Annotated in this window: 19 protein-coding genes and 4 pseudogenes; 9 read left to right on the plus strand and 14 right to left on the minus strand. The window is 53.4% G+C overall.

All coding sequences use genetic code 11. From position 1 onward, the window contains the following. Positions 1–775, plus strand: a pseudogene (locus JCM10550_RS19770) (hypothetical protein); the annotation flags it as partial. Between the two features lie 300 nt (positions 776–1,075). Here the strand turns inward: JCM10550_RS19770 and JCM10550_RS18960 are convergent. From JCM10550_RS18960 to JCM10550_RS11970, 5 genes are all read right to left on the minus strand, one after another. Further along, complete coding sequence (locus JCM10550_RS18960) at positions 1,076–1,276, minus strand: class I SAM-dependent methyltransferase (RefSeq protein WP_062399450.1); 201 nt, start codon at positions 1,274–1,276, stop codon at positions 1,076–1,078. Further along, positions 1,261–1,557: a cyclopropane-fatty-acyl-phospholipid synthase family protein gene (locus JCM10550_RS11960; protein ID WP_172673887.1), complete on the minus strand. Its 297-nt coding sequence runs from the start codon at positions 1,555–1,557 to the stop codon at positions 1,261–1,263. Before JCM10550_RS11960 ends, JCM10550_RS18960 begins: the two co-directional genes overlap by 16 nt. A gap of 54 nt (positions 1,558–1,611) precedes the next feature. Further along, positions 1,612–2,145 carry an MFS transporter gene (locus JCM10550_RS11965; protein ID WP_062399453.1) on the minus strand — a complete coding sequence of 178 codons (534 nt, stop codon included), beginning with the start codon at positions 2,143–2,145 and terminating at the stop codon, positions 1,612–1,614. After that, complete coding sequence (locus JCM10550_RS19775) at positions 2,114–2,272, minus strand: hypothetical protein (RefSeq protein ID WP_218185200.1); 159 nt, start codon at positions 2,270–2,272, stop codon at positions 2,114–2,116. Before JCM10550_RS19775 ends, JCM10550_RS11965 begins: the two co-directional genes overlap by 32 nt. 125 nt (positions 2,273–2,397) lie before the next feature. After that, on the minus strand, positions 2,398–3,120 hold the full coding sequence (locus JCM10550_RS11970; protein ID WP_062399455.1) for an MFS transporter: 723 nt from the start codon (positions 3,118–3,120) through the stop codon (positions 2,398–2,400). A gap of 105 nt (positions 3,121–3,225) precedes the next feature. On the opposite strand from JCM10550_RS11970, the gene JCM10550_RS17345 reads away from it, so the two are divergent. The 4 genes from JCM10550_RS17345 to JCM10550_RS20730 all read left to right on the plus strand — a co-directional run bounded on the left by JCM10550_RS17345 (position 3,226) and on the right by JCM10550_RS20730 (position 5,775). Beyond that, positions 3,226–3,402 (plus strand): helix-turn-helix domain-containing protein, encoded by a 177-nt coding sequence (locus JCM10550_RS17345; protein ID WP_218185201.1) that lies wholly within the window; start codon positions 3,226–3,228, stop codon positions 3,400–3,402. Beyond that, positions 3,380–3,997, plus strand: a complete 618-nt coding sequence (locus JCM10550_RS11975) for a TrmB family transcriptional regulator (protein ID WP_157200231.1) — start codon at positions 3,380–3,382, stop codon at positions 3,995–3,997. The genes JCM10550_RS17345 and JCM10550_RS11975 overlap by 23 nt, the downstream gene beginning before the upstream one ends. Before the next feature lie 478 nt (positions 3,998–4,475). After that, positions 4,476–5,108 carry a hypothetical protein gene (locus JCM10550_RS20720; protein WP_218185202.1) on the plus strand — a complete coding sequence of 211 codons (633 nt, stop codon included), beginning with the start codon at positions 4,476–4,478 and terminating at the stop codon, positions 5,106–5,108. A 307-nt stretch (positions 5,109–5,415) separates the two neighbouring features. Then, positions 5,416–5,775: a hypothetical protein gene (locus JCM10550_RS20730; protein WP_218185203.1), complete on the plus strand. Its 360-nt coding sequence runs from the start codon at positions 5,416–5,418 to the stop codon at positions 5,773–5,775. A gap of 333 nt (positions 5,776–6,108) precedes the next feature. On the opposite strand, the pseudogene JCM10550_RS11985 reads toward JCM10550_RS20730, so the two are convergent. The 3 genes and pseudogenes from JCM10550_RS11985 to JCM10550_RS11995 all read right to left on the minus strand — a co-directional run. Continuing rightward, positions 6,109–6,408, minus strand: a pseudogene (locus JCM10550_RS11985) (methyl-coenzyme M reductase subunit alpha); the annotation flags it as partial. A gap of 72 nt (positions 6,409–6,480) precedes the next feature. Then, complete coding sequence (locus tag JCM10550_RS11990) at positions 6,481–8,424, minus strand: cation-translocating P-type ATPase (RefSeq protein ID WP_062399461.1); 1,944 nt, start codon at positions 8,422–8,424, stop codon at positions 6,481–6,483. Between the two features lie 254 nt (positions 8,425–8,678). Continuing rightward, a complete protein-coding gene (locus JCM10550_RS11995) occupies positions 8,679–9,533 on the minus strand; it encodes a lipopolysaccharide assembly protein LapB (protein WP_062399463.1) in 855 nt (284 codons plus the stop codon). A gap of 153 nt (positions 9,534–9,686) precedes the next feature. On the opposite strand from JCM10550_RS11995, the gene JCM10550_RS12000 reads away from it, so the two are divergent. The 4 genes and pseudogenes from JCM10550_RS12000 to JCM10550_RS17355 all read left to right on the plus strand — a co-directional run. Continuing rightward, a complete protein-coding gene (locus JCM10550_RS12000) occupies positions 9,687–10,001 on the plus strand; it encodes a PEGA domain-containing protein (protein ID WP_062399465.1) in 315 nt (104 codons plus the stop codon). 81 nt (positions 10,002–10,082) lie between these two features. Next, positions 10,083–10,730: a PEGA domain-containing protein gene (locus JCM10550_RS12005; RefSeq protein WP_172673890.1), complete on the plus strand. Its 648-nt coding sequence runs from the start codon at positions 10,083–10,085 to the stop codon at positions 10,728–10,730. 79 nt (positions 10,731–10,809) lie between these two features. Continuing rightward, a complete protein-coding gene (locus JCM10550_RS23205; protein WP_281175387.1) occupies positions 10,810–11,052 on the plus strand; it encodes a PEGA domain-containing protein in 243 nt (80 codons plus the stop codon). Between the two features lie 99 nt (positions 11,053–11,151). Beyond that, positions 11,152–11,352, plus strand: a pseudogene (locus JCM10550_RS17355) (PEGA domain-containing protein); the annotation flags it as partial. A 260-nt stretch (positions 11,353–11,612) separates the two neighbouring features. On the opposite strand, the gene JCM10550_RS12020 reads toward JCM10550_RS17355, so the two are convergent. The 6 genes and pseudogenes from JCM10550_RS12020 to JCM10550_RS12045 all read right to left on the minus strand — a co-directional run bounded on the left by JCM10550_RS12020 (position 11,613) and on the right by JCM10550_RS12045 (position 15,884). Further along, entirely contained in the window at positions 11,613–12,491 is an 879-nt protein-coding gene (locus JCM10550_RS12020; RefSeq protein ID WP_245619141.1) for a CbiQ family ECF transporter T component, read from the minus strand. After that, positions 12,488–12,862 carry an ATP-binding cassette domain-containing protein gene (locus JCM10550_RS23210; RefSeq protein WP_245619160.1) on the minus strand — a complete coding sequence of 125 codons (375 nt, stop codon included), beginning with the start codon at positions 12,860–12,862 and terminating at the stop codon, positions 12,488–12,490. Before JCM10550_RS23210 ends, JCM10550_RS12020 begins: the two co-directional genes overlap by 4 nt. Beyond that, positions 12,778–13,797, minus strand: a complete 1,020-nt coding sequence (locus tag JCM10550_RS23215; protein ID WP_245619143.1) for an energy-coupling factor ABC transporter ATP-binding protein — start codon at positions 13,795–13,797, stop codon at positions 12,778–12,780. Before JCM10550_RS23215 ends, JCM10550_RS23210 begins: the two co-directional genes overlap by 85 nt. 17 nt (positions 13,798–13,814) lie before the next feature. After that, positions 13,815–14,341 (minus strand): annotated as a pseudogene (locus tag JCM10550_RS23220) (ABC transporter); the annotation flags it as partial. A gap of 353 nt (positions 14,342–14,694) precedes the next feature. After that, on the minus strand, positions 14,695–15,159 hold the full coding sequence (locus tag JCM10550_RS18970; protein WP_157200232.1) for a hypothetical protein: 465 nt from the start codon (positions 15,157–15,159) through the stop codon (positions 14,695–14,697). A 275-nt stretch (positions 15,160–15,434) separates the two neighbouring features. Then, a complete protein-coding gene (locus JCM10550_RS12045) occupies positions 15,435–15,884 on the minus strand; it encodes a universal stress protein (RefSeq protein ID WP_218185205.1) in 450 nt (149 codons plus the stop codon). Positions 15,885–15,892: the final 8 nt, after the last annotated feature.

Below are 15,892 nucleotides of genomic sequence, written 5' to 3' on the forward strand. Positions count from 1 at the left end.
CCACACCGCAAAGGAGACTTCGACCTTCAGACCGGGTGAGACCCAGTGTCTTAACCTGAGCGCGACCTACACTCCGCCCAGCCCGCCCAGTGGTGGCGGTGGTGGCGGAGGCAGTGGCGGCCTCATCAACCAGCCGCCCGTTGTCTCCCCCCCTGACGCTGTTCCGGGAGAAGCAGTGCTCACCACCTCATCCACCGGCAATCTGCTCGGCTCGGTGACGGTCAGTTCTGTGGACAAGAAGGCCTCCCTCTACCTTCCGAAAGGCACCGGAGTCCTTGACTCCGCGGGCAAACCCCTCTCCGCGATTCACATAGAAGAGGTCGCCACGTTACCCGCAGTCCCCGGCGGATTCACCTTTGAAGGCTACTCCTGCGAGTGCAAACCTGCGGGAGCCACCTTCAGCCCGGCCATCACCATCAGCTTCAGCATACCTGCTGACGAGTGGGTGGAAGGCAAGGCCTACACCATCAAATGCTACAACGCTGCCACCGGTCTCTGGGAAACCCTTGAGACCACGGTGAATGCGGCGACGCATACCGTGAGCGCCAAGGTCAGCCACTTCAGCTGCTTTGCCCTCTTCACCGAGTCGGCAACCGTGGCCACGGCAACAAAGGCACCGATCTCCGCGACCGCGGTGCCCACCACAACATCCGCAGCCATTCCCGCTGCTTCAGGATCTCCTGAAGCGGGCACCATTCCATGGATGACCATTCTCGTGGTCTGTATCGTGGTGGGTGTGGTGGCAGGCGGAGCCTACTACCTGAAGAAGGAGTAATCACTCCACCCTATTTTTGGCTGCAGACCTGCAGAAAAAGGAAAATAACCCGGCTCATTTACATCTGTTATCCGCTTTTTGAAGGTCTGCAACAGCACTGTTGATATGTGCTTTATTTTGGATATTTTGCGTGCATCTTCTGGATTTCACAGAATAAAGAAATATTGGAGCTGTGTCCTGACCCGATTCAGTGAATGTGACCAGATGCCACGGATGCCTTCGTGGCATGCACTCCGATAAAAAAGAGATTCTCTTTCTCCCCCCCTGCCTGTTCATTCCGGCTTCTCAATTCCTACTGTCTCACTCCGTCTCAACAGGGGGGGTGCATCTCATAAATGCCTCCCGTTCCTCTGCTATCTCCCACACGCCTGAGTGCAGAATCTTCTCTTTTGCCTCTTCGCGTGGTTGGTGGCCGTCATCTATTACGAGCATCCCGCCGGGTTTCACAATCCGGTGCAGTTCCCTTAGGAATGCATCGGGATCACCTATTGAATGGAACATATCCAGTGCATAGATGAGGTCTGCCGTATTGTCATCAATGGGGGGGACGAATATCCGTTCACCTGCACCGGCACGACATTTTTGAGTCCCTCTTTTTGTATCAGTTTTTGAACAGATGCGATTGCCAGTTCGTGAATATCGGCTGCATAGACCCGACCTCCTGCACCGGCCATCGCCGAGGCGTATTTGATATAACTGCCGGGGCCACATCCGTAATCAACAACAACCATGTCGTTCTCAATTCCAATTTTATCCAGAAGTTTTTCCGGCGGGTTCGCCATGTTTCGCATGCGAAACGAAGTGCCATAAGCTTAAAACCAATATTCGACATCGCTTCATGATTTCTGTTTGATTTTTGGGATTTTGTCATCATTTGATCTCCTCCGAATTTTTGTAGAAATGTGTTTTTTGTGTACCGGTTTTGCCCAGACAAAGAGTGGCAGGGCTGCAATCAGGCAGATTACGGCTGCAACCGTCATTGTGGTTGCACTAACCGATGCAAACATTTCAGGCCCTGCTCCGATACCCGCCTCTTTTGCTCCTGCAAGGGAGAACTGAACGGAAAAAATGATGGCCGCAGCCGCAACGCCGAGCGCCATTCCGAAATGCCTGCCTGTGCCGCTAAGGCTCGATGCGATGCCGGACTTTGCGGGTGGAAGGCCTCTCATAATTTCAATGTTGTTCGGGCTCTGGAAGAGGGCATACCCTGCTGCAAATACTGCCAGCACAGGAACTAAGAATCCGATGTTCCCATCCTGTATCGTGCCTGCAAATGCAAACAGTGCGAGAGCAGCGATACCAAGACCGGCTGTCATGTAATGTTTCCACTGGTACTTGTCATAGAGGCGGCCGGTGAGAGGCGCCCCCAACCGCGAGCACGGCAGGGATGATCATAAAGACCAGTCCTACCTGTGAAGGCGAATACCCGACTGCCTCCTCAAGATAAAACGGCACCGAGACATTCACCATAAACACCACAGTAAAGACGAGTACCATACTTACCACTGGCAGGATAAATGCCCGTTCGGAAAATACGGACAGATCCAGCAGCGGGTCGGGATGTGTTTTTTCACTCCGGTAAAAGAGAATGAACCCTGCCAGACTCGCCAGTCCTGATACAATCAGTGCACTGCTGCTGTGAGAGGCACCCCCCCGGCAACGATACCCAGGAAGAACATCAGCCCGGAGATGCCCATGACAAGCCCTGCTGCACCGCACCAGTCCATCTGTATCTGTCCGGTTGCGGGTTTTTTCAAATCCATCGAGCATACCCCCCCTGTAACCAGAAGCAGCAGTCCGAACGGGATATTAATCAAGAATATCGATTCCCACCCTGAGAGGTCAATCAGGAATCCTCCCAGAACCGGCCCCCCCGTGAGGCTTGCAAGTGCAATCGTTGCACCGAGCGCACCCATTGCTTTGCCATGTTCTTTGTATGAAAAAAGGCCGATGATCAATGCCATGGCGATTGAAGCCGCCATCGCAGCGCCTATTCCCTGCACTGTGCGCAGAGCAATTAACATCGGGAGTGTTGGCGCCAGGGCACAGCCCAAAGACGCAAGAGTGAATACACCCATCCCGGCAAGGAACATCCGTTCTTTCCCGGTGTACTCCGAGAGTTTCCCGAAGATGAGCAGGGTGGATGTCATCGCCACCAGATATGCGGTCATCGTCCATTGTGAAAGGGCAATATCCGCATGGAAGTATTCGGTGATTGTCGGGAGGGCAATGCCTATGATCATACTGTCCAGAACGGACATAAACATGCCAAGCAGGGTTACTGCCATAATCAGGGGGCGCCGGTTTTTTCGGGTGCCTGTTGTCTGGTTCGGATCTGCGTTCATAGTTCCTCCATTTGCCGGTCAGACCGTCTGTCTGACCCCTAAGGTATGTCATATCATCTCGAACAAAATGTATTAAATCAATTACAACTCATGGTGGTTGTAATAATGCCTGAGATGATTGAGAGCCTGAAGAAGCACGGTTTCACAGAGTATGAAGCAAAGGCGTATGTCGCGCTTGTGGGGGGGCTGGGGGGGATGGCAACCGCACGGGAAATCTGCGAAGTCAGCGGTGTTCCCCCAGGGGGGGCGGATATACACTGTGTTAAAAGTGCTTGCAGATAGCGGGTATATTGAGATACAGGACGGGACGCCCACCTTCTATCATGCACAGGATCCTGTGGAAGCATTCAGACTGCTGAAAGAGGAATACTGCAATGCCATTGACAATTCTGTCCTACAACTGAAAAAACTGCATTTTGAAGCCAAACCCCCCCCTTCACCGTTCTGGTCGATTCACAGTGACAAGGGAATCCGCAACCGGCTGAAAATGCTGATCCGAAATGCGGAAGAGGATCTGATCATATTTGCACAGGATCCATACATGCTCAGGCTTGTTCATGACGATCTGAAGACGGCCGGAAAGAGGGTTAATCTCTCGATTCTGGTGCCCGATAAAGGTGCATTCGCAGGGCTGAACCTGAGGGTGTATGAGATGAGTGAGCCACTTGCTGACATGTTTGTGGAAATGGCACAGAAAAGTTCGAAAATGAGGAAAGTTGGGTGGAAAACGGATCTCTTTATGATCATCGATGGTATGGATGCCATTACCGTGGGAAGTCAGTCGGGCAACCGTGTTGCAACCGTCATCAGCATGCCGCCTGTCTGCTTCATGATGAAGAAGCTCATTGAGATGCTGGACCCGGTTGTTGCGGGTTAGGTCAGGGGGGGTGTATGGAAGCAAGGGAGGGAGGTCGCAGGGGGGGTGATGGACGGGCATCACCCCCCCTGCTCCTGTTTTAACCAGTGAATTTTCCCGGAACGGGGGGGAATTTTCCCGCGTATCAGATGTTATAACCAGTGGGGCGAGATCGGTTGCTATTGTTTTAGAGGATTTCTACAGAGTCGAAATTGCTTAGCATATGCAGCTACCTCATAGCAATATTAATATATGAGTAAGTCACATTTTTGTAGCATGAAGATTTTATAATGCTTTTATGTGGTAACATATAATAGTATTACATAAATAATTCATGCCACTTCAACATAGTGGATTTTTTATTATTGTTATTGCCATAATTATATTTGCATTTTTAATGTAAGTATAGTTGTCAATACAATTATTTTTGATATTATTATATGGAGGTTAGTTGCATCGCCAAATGGAAAATGGTTAAAATTACAAATTGAGGAATAAAATGACATTCGAAACAGAATTCGCACAAAATGATATCACCCAGGGCTGTACAACGAGAAGAATTATTGTTGTCCAGCGAAATGATCCGAATTCTGATGCTGCTAAAAATTCGCGGAAACTCTCGGAGCTCAGAGAGTTAGCACATGCTGTAAATTATGTTGTTGTTGGCACATTTGTGCAATCAAGACATCCTGACCGGAAGTACCAGATAGGTCGCGGCAAGGTGGATGAACTTGCGGAGCTTGTGGAATCTCTGGATGCTGAAAAAGTTATTTTTAACAACCAACTCTCAATGACGCAGATCTACAATGTCTCTGAGACGTGCAAATGTGAAGTAATAGACCAGTTTCAGCTTATCCTCGAGATATTTGCTGCAAGAGCCACGACAAAGCGTGCAAAACTGCAGGTCGAGCTTGCGGAACTACAATATGAGCTTCCGAAAACAAAGGCCATCATTTCCCTGGTAAAAAAGAAGGAACGGCAGGGGGGGTTTATGGGCCTTGGGGGGGCTACGAAGATTCGTATGAGCAGGATATTAAGAAAAGGATCGCACGGATCAGGACCGAACTTCAGCAGGGAACCGGGAGCGAGGGACAACGCTTTTTCCGGCATGAAAAAGGATTTTCCCTTGTAGCTCTGGCAGGGTATACGAATGCGGGAAAAAGTACTCTTTTCCAGTCACTAATAGAGGAAGAGACAATCGTCAGGGACATGCTCTTTACGACACTCTCTCCTACAACACGTTCTCTCACGGTAAATTGGAGAAAAATGCTTCTGACAGATACGGTTGGATTTATCTCAGACCTCCCACACTGGATGGTGGATGCTTTCCGGTCAACGCTTGATGAGATATTCCTGGCTGATATCATTCTTCTTGTGGTGGATATGAGTGATCCGGTGGATATTATTCAAGAAAAACTGGCTGTCAGCATGATATCTTCTTGGGGAGAGCAGAGGGTGCTGAGATAGTTACTGCTCTTAATAAGGCCGATCTTATTCCTGAAGAAGAGCTGCAGGAAAAACTGCAGGTGATTCGTGAACTTGCTCCTGCTCCTGTCATGATATCTGCCAAATCAGGAGAAGGTCTTACCGAACTGAAACAATTTCTCTTTGAGAAACTTCCTACATGGGAACATTGCAGGATATCCATCCCGCTATCCGAAGAGGGTATGTCCATGGTATCGTGGCTTCATGATGAAGGCATTGTGCACACAGTCGAGTATGGGGATTCCATTCTTATGGAAATAGAAGCAAGGGATGAGATAATTCAAAAAGTAAAACCGTTTGCCATTTCTTCTTAATACTATTACCATTTTTTTTCTTTCTGGTCTGATGCAGTTTTATGCCGGGACAATAGAATCAGAACAATACAGGAAGATATGATCCGGAGGACGAATGGTTTGGCAGAATCAGATAGCTGCAGGGCCGTGAAAGTATCAGTGATTCAATACAGTGCACCTCACCACATTGATCAAACACCATCAGCATGATGCATACAGAATAACACAAAACAGACCATTCTTCACAATATCGGGATGGGATATAGATTACCCCGATCTCTATTCTTGTAAGAAAGCTCCATTTTTTTGTATTGTTTATGCGGGAACGTGCAAAAAATGGAGAAATTGTTAGTCTTACCGTGCTGGTATGACGAGTGAGCGCTCTCCGGCGGGCATGAACTCGCGGATTGCACCGGAGACAATAGCTGCGTATTCTCCCTGGTGACCAACATTCATTGCGTAGTTTGGATAGTTAGGTCCACACAGTTCGCCCATGAGACCGCGGTCTGCGGCCATAGCGAGTGAGTTTGCTGAACCACACTGGTCCTGAAGATCGTATCCGAAGTAACCAAGACGTGACCATCCTTCCTTGTGCATAAGCATGGAAAGGTACCATCCGTTCAGACCGGCAACCGGATGGCACCCCGTCATCAGCATGCCGCCCGTCTGCTTCATGATGAAGAAGCTCATTGAAATTCTTGACCCGGTTGTTGCGGGCTGAGGTATTCAGCCGTTTTTATTTCTGAATGTCCCCCCCCGCCTGTAGTAGAGTCTGGCGGCATTGGCCACGACAAAGACCGAGCTGATATGGTGGAGGACGGCGGCAAGGATGGGATTGAGCACCCCCCCGGCGGTTGCAAGGGCGATACCGATGGTGTTGAAGCCCACCGCCCAGGCATAGTTCTGGGTGATCGCCCGTTTCATCGCCTTCCCCCCCGCCGCAAGAATATCCGGTACCGCGGCGGGGGGGTCGTCACCGAGGACGACAATCTCCGCCGACCGTACGACCAGACCCGGATTGCGATGTCCGCCAATGGCGATCCCGACATCCGCCGCCGCGAGGGCCGGTGCATCATTGGTCCCGTCACCGACCATCACCACCTGACCTTCCTTCTGGAAGCGTTTCACCAGTGCAGTCTTATCCTCCGGTCTGCACCCGGCATGATACTCATCCGCCCCCCCAATCGCGGCGGCGACCCGTTGTGCCTCACCCTCCTCCTGGTCGCCGGTGGCCAGCACCACCCGGCTGATTCCGCACGCCCGCACGGCGTCGGCAAATCCGTCCACCGTATCGGGCAGGGCATCCCTGATGACAAAGACGCCACGAGGTTCGTCCTCGACGGCGAGCCAGACCGCCCGCCCTTCATACTGCACCGCAGGCAGAGTGATGCCTGCTGCCCGGAGGGTTTCCCCACTCCCGATGAAAACTATACTGTCGTCAATCATCGCCCGCACTCCCTGGCCGGGGGGGAGCTCTTCGCTCTCGGTCACTTCGGGCAGCGCACCGGTCTCCTGTACCTCGGCGTGCGCCGTGATCGCTGTGGCGATCGGATGGCAGAATCGGGCCTCAACCGCGGCTGCATATCTGAGCACCTCCCTCTCGTCGGCACCATTGAGCGTGACAACCTTCCCCACCACAGGCTCGGCCCGCGTGAGTGTCCCGGTCTTGTCGGTCACCAGGGTTTCTGCCCCGACCAGTCGTTCAAGAGGTTCTCCGCCCCGTGTAAGGACATGCATCCGGCTCAGTCGGCCAATTGTCGCGGCGAAGGCGGCCGGTGTGGCCAGGGCCCAGGCACAGGGGGGGCAGGCTACCGAGAGTACGGCGGCCGGGAGGTGAAGGTCACCGGTGATGAAGTACAACAGGCCTGCATACCCGGTCACCCCGATGAGAAATACCTGGACGATAGTCTCGGCATGCTGCTGGGTCTCTGATTTCTGTGCAAGGCTCTCCTCGATCTCCTTTGTGACCACCGAGAGATAGGTATCGTCTCCGTTTCGTGTCGCACTGACATGAATCGGTGCCGAGAGGTTGAGCGTTCCGGAAGTGACCTGGCTCCCGGCCTGCTTGAAGACCGGGTACGGCTCACCGGTGACGGCGGACTCGTCGACCGAAGAGTGCCCCCCCTCGGTGACCACACCGTCGACCGGGACCATCGCCCCCTTGGGGGGGACGATCACCAGATCACCGACAGAGACTTCATGCAGCCCGATCTCTCTGACAGTGTCGTCTTTGATTACCCGTGCGGTCTGTTTCCCTTCTTTCACGAGCCCCCCCTCGATACGCTCACGGTTTTTTCTGATAATGCTGGTGGCGATGAAGAGCCCGAGACCGATTACCCAGGCGACCAGCGCCCCCCCGCTCAGGGGGGGCTGGCCGTCCAGGAAGGTGACAACCATCACCGCGACGATGAGAAGTTCGGCGCTGACACGGTGCATCAGAATGATAGTCTTGAAAAGTCCCTCGGCGTAGAGCAGCAGGCAGATGATATAGGTGACCGTCCCTGCGAGGGCAAGGGCCGGATATCCAAAGACCTGATCCCCTGCAAAACAGAGGACGGAGACAAGTGCGGCGATGACTCGCAGGAGCATCACGTTGTGGTTCGGGCTGACAGCGGCAAGCAGTGCATCAACTCTTTTGAAAATGGCGGCGGCAGTCTGTTGAACTGGCATTATTGGTATCATACTCCTGTATCGTGCATAGAGAGAAAGAGAATGCAGAAAGGCAGTCTGAGATACTCTTTTTCAGAATACATCGATAAATATAGGAATTTCGGTATGGTTGATAATATCCCGAATTTTTGGTTATGCAAAAAACAGAACATTCAAAAGATAATTTGGGGAAACTGATTGGAAATAACAGGGGGGGATGGGGGGGAGAGGTATTGATGAACTAACCCTAACCGGTATGTTGAGCGATCGAACCCTCAGTTCACATCTGACTGACTCGTCTTGAAGTTCTCCAGGATATCCTGATAATCGCCCACCGTCTTTTCATAACTGCCCATTATTTTGGTGACGACAAACGGATAGACGAGAGGATCAATCTCAATGGCCTTCTGGTATGCTTCAACCGCCTTCCGGTTTGAATTGACCGCGGACATGTCTATCCTTTTCACGGAGGAGTCCCGTTCGGATGGTTTTTTGCCCAGTTCCTTGTACATATCCTTTAACTTACCCTGATCGTACATGGATTTGAAGAGGTATGCATCTCCCAGACCAATCCAGGCGGCGCTGCTGGATGGTTCCCGTTCGACTGCTGAATTATAGCAGGCGATCGCCTCGTCATACCGCTGTAGTTTGATCAGGAGGGCGCCTTTTTCAGAGTAGGAGCGCATCAGATCACTGGTTTCAACAGATTCTGCCTCAGCGGGAGAGATGTCATACATGCTGACCAGCGTCTCATAGGCATCAATCGCGCCTCCGAAATTCCCTGCATTTGTATTCAGTTCCGCCAGTTTCGTCCAGTCGGTTTTGGTTGTCAGGGTGCCTTTGTCTGCGAGGAGATGTGTCTGCATCTCTATGGCCGCGTTATATTGTTCAAGGCCGGTCAGTGCATCCACCTGCAGTTCCCTTGCCTCGATATTGGACGTATTTGCCTCGAGCACCCAGTCACTCGTCATCATTGCCAGATCATACTTCTCCACCCCCCCGATCAGGATCCCGGAAAGACCATTCCCTATCCCGGAGCGTACGTCGGTCTCCTGGTATACGTCTGGTGGAATGAGGATATAGGCAACCAGAATGGCAATAATAATTATTAAAATGGTCTGAATTTTCATATCAATGCAATTCTCTCTAAAATTAACGATATTTAATCCTGTTTAATCTGGTCATGCTGCATCGGGGGGGCTCAGGGAACCGGCACTCCGGTCTTCTCCCTCTCATCAGGGAACATGAAATGTTATTACCCGGTAAGTACTAAAAGGAGACTCATGAAACGTGCCGCACTATTGATCTCTTTTCTCGTTGTCGCCATGCTGCTGTTTCCCGCAGCATCCGGGGGGGCAGAACAGGTAGGGAGCATAGATAAACCGGGATCGCAGGTCGGATGGCTGACCATCATCTCCTCACCTTCCGGAGCACCGGTCTATATTGACGGAACCGTGGTAGGGATCACTCCCATCAACAGCAGAGAACTGAAATCCGGTTCTCACACCATCAAGATCACGCTGACGGGGGGGTATGAACCTACACTGCCACAAAGGAGGTCCAGGCCGGTGCGCAGTCTGGCATTGATGCAACGCTGAAGCAGGTACCCGTAACGACGGTGCCCACCACCATACCAACCACCCATGCAACCGCGGTGCCCACCCCCCCCACAAAACCCGTTGGCTCTGACAAAGTGGATACGGGTGAACTGCAACGTGAACGGTGCCGTGGTTACCTTTGACACCTCTTCCGTGGGATGCAGCATTACGAATGGATACTGCGATACCGAGGTTGTGACCACCGGCACGCCATACAAGACGTTTACCGTCAAAAAATCCGGCTACCAGACCTACACCGGCCAGGTGACGTCGTGGCCCGCAAACGGCCAGACTGTAAACCTGTACGCAACCCTGAACCCGATTCCCTCGCCTTCGTACGGGAGTATCCAGGTGACTTCCCAGCCTGCCGGTGCCATTGCCATCCTTGACGGCGGCACCCGGCAGCGTACTCCCACAACCTTCTCCTCCGTGCGTGCGGGTACCAGCCACACTATTCAGATTACGATGAGCGGCTACCAGTCGTACGGGACATCAGTCTACGTGAACGCGGGCCAGACGGCCACCGTGGATGCATACCTGACGCCCAACCCCCCCCAGCAGACCGGCTCCCTCAATATCAATTCCCAGCCCGAAGGGCGGATATCTATGTGGACGGGAGATTTGTGGCGGAAACCCCCCCGCATCTCGTCACCAACCTTGCTCCCGGTTCACATACTGTCCGGCTGCACAAGGCAGGCTATGATGAATATGCCACGACTGTCACCGTGAATGCCGGGCAGCAGACACCCCCCCTCACCGTTACCTTTACTCCCCCCCAGAAGCCGACGCTGGGATCCATCGAAGTGGGATCACTCCGGGCGGTTCATCTGTCTACCTTGACGGGAAATATATGGGACAGACCCCCCCGGCTGGCGGCTCTCTCGATCTCACGAGTGTCCGCGAGGGATCCCATACCATCCTCATCCGGCATACGGATTATCAGGACTACACCCAGACCGTATACGTGAAAGGCGGGAGTGTTGTGACCGTGAACCCCCCCATCTCACTCCAAATGCACCGTCGCCCGTGCCGGACACGACCGGACAGATAGTCGTCTCCTCAACCCCCCCGACCGGTGCCGAGGTGCTCCTCGATAATACGTTCCAGGGCATCACACCGGTAACCCTCTCCGACATCCCCCGCGGGCTCGCATGTCGTGACCGTGAAGCAGACCGGATATACCGATGCCTCCCAGACGGTCACCGTGACCGGTGGCCAGAGCACGACGGTCACTCTTGGTCTGGTGGCCGTTCCCCCCCCGACCACCAAGTCTCCCGTAACAGGGATTCCCGCAGTGGCGGCCTGTGCCATTATCGGTGCGGTTCTTGCCCTCGGGCGCAGAAAAGACTGAACAAATTCCTTTTTTACCTCTCTTTTTTGATTTGCCGTCTCGGTTATGCTCATGGATTACGGCAAAATAGGGGACTATTCAGAGTGCAGAATAATCTGGATAAGGCAGAGTCAAAAAGAATTCAGGAGAGGGTCACCATCGCCCCCCCGGCGATGATGAGCAGCACAATCAGGCAGCCAGCAGGTAATCCGGTCGGCCGAAGGGCTGGTCCAGGCCGGGTGTGCGGGACATCGTCCGCAGTCCCCCCCGGAGGTCAATCGTCAGACCGAGGACATTGGCCTTGCCGAGGGCGTTGGAGACGAGGGGGGGACGATGATCGGGGGGGTCAGCTCCTTTATTTTGCCTCTGAGCCCTGCCCCCGGATTGTATGCACGGGCCCGCTGGGCTTCCTGGATGCGTCTGCCCTCCAGCTGCAGGCTCGGGATGAACCGGATGGCAATCAAAAGCATCAGCGCGTAGTCCACCGGCAGGTGCAGTCTCCTGAGAGCGGTGATCAGATCCCGTGGCTGGGTGGAGATGATCATCAGCTGGAAGGTGAAGAGCATCACAAAGAACCGCAGCGAGAGAACGGCGGCAAAGTGCAGTGCCCCGGTCGTGACCGGTATGTGCCCGCCGATGACCGGAACGGCCGTGGGTATCAGGTAGCCGACCATGTCTCCGCTCTGCATGGTCAGCACCGTCAGAAATATCAGACCCGCACTCAGGAATATGAGCATCGGCACCTGTGCGAGCAGTTCGCGGCCGAAGCGCCCGACCAGCGCGAGGCTGAAGACCAGCAGTATCAGACCGGCGAGCACCAGCGGGTCGGTCGAGAGGATGGCCAGGGCGATGACGACCAGAAGAAAGCCGATCTTGGTGAGGGCGTTCATCCGGTGGAAGACACCGTCGATGCGTTTATACTGAAGAATCTCTGCCATTATACTGCACCTCCCTGATGCGGGTTTATCCGAGGTGATTCGTCCCTGCTCCATGTGGATGATACGCTGTGCATGCCGTCTGACCATGGACATGTCATGGCTGACCATCAGAACGGTGTGGCCCGCCTCCGAGAGGGACCGGATAATGCCCATGATGCGTTCGGCCTCCGCCGGGTCCAGACCGGTCGTCGGTTCATCGAGGATGATGACCTCCGGTCTCATCGCGACCACACAGGCAATAGCGAGGCGCTGGCGTTCCCCCCCCTGCTCATTGCACGGGGGGGAAACTGTGATGCACGTCCGCCGAGCCCCACCAGAGCGAGCACCTCCTGAATTCGTGCCTGTGCTTCTGCGGGGGGGTCGATACCGATGTTCTTCATGCCGAACTGCATCTCACGTTCAACGGTCTCCTCAAAGAGCATCGTGTCGGGGGGGTTCTGGAAGACAAGGCCCGCCTTCTCTGCGAGGCGGGTGACCCGTTCATCCGCCGCGTTCATGCCGCAGACGGTCACCGTCCCCCCCGACGTAGGGCGCAAAAGGCCGTTGAAGTGTTTGACGAGCGTCGTCTTCCCGGAGCCGTTCTCCCCCCCGATGATGGCGACGAGTTCCCCCCCCGGATAGATATCCAGACTGACTCCCGAGAGGGCGGGGGGGTCGTTCCGTAGTGGTGGACAAGGTTCTGCACCACTACACGGGGGGGTTCGCCCTTCCTGGCAACCCCTGCGGTCTCCACCCGGTCTCCGTTTGCTTCAGTCTCATCGGTGTAGGTGGCAAAGAATTCCTCTGCGGTCTCGTCCCGGGTGAGACGGCCGTCTTCGATGGTGATGACCCGGTCGGCGATGGCGGCGAGTGCACGGGGGGGTTTCTGTTCGACCACGATGATCGTCCTGCCCGCCTCCTTGAGCCGGGCGAGGATGGCGATGATGCTCTCGGTTGCTGCGGTATCCAGCTCTGCGGTTGCCTCGTCCAGTATCAGGCATGCGGTGCCGGAGGCAAGGGTCGCCGCCAGTGCCACCCGCTGCTTCTGCCCGCCGGAGAGGGAATGAGGCTCCCGGTAGCGAAACCCGGTCAGGCTGGTGAATGCGAGCATCTCTTCCAGCCGGGTTTGGACGTCTTCGGCCTGCAGGCCACGGTTCTCCAGACCGGAGAGCACCTCCTCTTCCACCGTGGTGAATATCAGCTGGGCATCGGCATCGTCAAAGACGACCCCCCCGACCTGTTTCCCTATCTCCCCCCCCATGTCCGTATAGCTGCGCACGTCCCGGCCGCATATCGAGAGAGTGCCTGTTGTCCTGCCTTCGTATTCATGGCAGAGGACACCTGCCGCCGCCAGACAGAAGGTGGTCTTGCCCGCTCCGGTGGTGCCGTTCACCAGCACACACTCCCCCCCTGTGGGATGCTGAGGTTGATCTTCGAGTGCGGGCCCTGTCCCCCCCTGCGGGTAGGTGTAGGAGAAGTCGGTGAATTGGAATGCCGGGGTATCCGGGTCTGCCGATTCGTCTGTGGCCATATCCGTATGCGCCTGCACCTCCTCTCCCTGTGCCCCCCCCGCATCAGAATCTTTGCGGAAGGGATGTAGAGCAGCTGGGCGATGACGGCGTTGGCAACGGCCGTGAGAATGATGACGGGTGACACCACGAGGATAAAGGAACCGACGGTGAAGCCTTCGCCGGGTGCGGATATGAAGCCTGCCGCAATGACGACGATGCTGATCGAAAGAAAGGTGAACCCGCTGGCAAGGGTGGCGCCGAAGGTGGCCACGGTGGGTGCGACCGGGATATGTTTCCGGGTCGCCGAATACAACGCCATACAGACCAGCGCCCCCCCAGCGGTTCGGATATGAGGTTTGCCGGAGGGAAGATGGAGTGGCTTATAAGAGCGGAGATGATGCCCGCCACGATGCCGATGCCGATGGTGTCCCGTACGTTCGGCCGGATGAGGATGATCGCCAGGCAGTAGAGGGCGATGATCGGGTTGGATACGATTGCCGTCGGAATGATATTCAACAGATAGCGGAGAATGGCGCCGATGGCAAGGAGGATGCCCACGATGGCGATATCACGCGATTTCATGGCAATCTCCTCCGTATCTGTGTCGGGGGGGGTCTTGGGGGGGGATGGGCGAATGCGTATCATCGATGTATATTGTTGTACATCAGTGCTTAAATATGTAATGTTCTTATTCCCATGGTGCAAAAAACGAGAGAGAACGATTACCATCTCATTTTGCCCGTTTGAGCGAATTACCTGAGTAGACTGTAGACTACAGCGATTCATTTTTCCGATTTTCGTCAGGAGAATCTATTTGATAATTCATGATTTCTCCTTCAAAGGAAATGGTTTTGCAAAGGCAGTGAAAATAGTTCCCGTTACTTTCCGTAAATAGCGAAGGGGGGGTAGCATTTATTTAAAAAGTGGATAAAAAATTATGATAAGGATTCAGAAACGTTATTAATATATTCAATGGCAGATTCTGCATTCACGTTTCCCTTATTGATATATTCTTCTGCAGTATCATAATCCTCTTTTCCCATATATTCTGCACCAGTACCATAATTATACCCTGCGTCTGAACATTCTTCCAATGCTTTGATATAATTGTTTTTAGACGGTTCAAGTTCGGGAGATACCGTTAAAGCTTCTAATTCTGCTTTGTAGTTATCAGATATCAGCATTATACCTGCGCTATATATCATTAATCCGTCAGTATCTGAATTATCTGTTGATTTGGTTACATTGTCCAGTAATTTTGTGATTTCATCACTAGATTCCGTTAATAATGAAAGGAATTCCTGATCCTGGTACGAACCTGAAGTTGTACTTTCTGGTGTGGGGGGGGTTAATTCCGGGCTCTCACTATCCGAAGAAGCAGTACATCCGGCAGAGAGCACAATAACCATTCCAATGAATAAAACCAAAAATAGTTTAAAACATTTCATGATATGAAATTATATAATAGAATATTTATCCATTCTGAATTGAAATTTGTGGAGAATATCCCTGCTTTCCCCCCCCGCCTCTGGATCCCGGAAATATTGAGATTTGGTTGGCATAAAAACGAATTTTAACAGCATCCGGGGTGAAAAATATGGTCTCTTCGTAGTGAAAATGAGATCCGGTTCGCTGCAATTCAACAGAACCGCACAAAAAAATGGTCAAAAAAAGGTCAGCGTGCCATGAAGACCGGCACCTGCAGTTTGCTGATCAGTTTAGGGAAGAGGCTGTTGCCGCTGGACCGCGGGTTTCTTCCGTATGCGCCCATGACAATCAGGCCGTATCCATCGCTTTCCGCCTCTCTGATGATCTCTTCCGATGCCGACCCTTCGACAATCTTTGATGTGGTCGAAATTTTTTCCCGGTTAAAGAAGAGCAGGACCTGTGCCATCTCGTCATTGATGTTTTTGCGCATGTCCCGCCAGATCTGGGACTCATAGTTCTCGATTCTGCTGCACATATTGGACTGGGTGCAGAAGTTGAATGCCATCGACTTGGAATCCCGTTTGTCCAGCACCGAGAACAAGACGACCTCCGCCTTCTTCTCGCGTGCAATCCGGAGTGCATAGAGCGCTCCCTTGTGGCTCCACATGGAGCCGTCCAGTAATACCAGTATCTTCATTGTTTCCA

Origin of the sequence: Methanogenium cariaci JCM 10550, assembly GCF_001315945.1 — an archaeon.
In the GTDB taxonomy this organism is placed as follows: Archaea; Halobacteriota; Methanomicrobia; order Methanomicrobiales; family Methanomicrobiaceae; genus Methanogenium; species Methanogenium cariaci.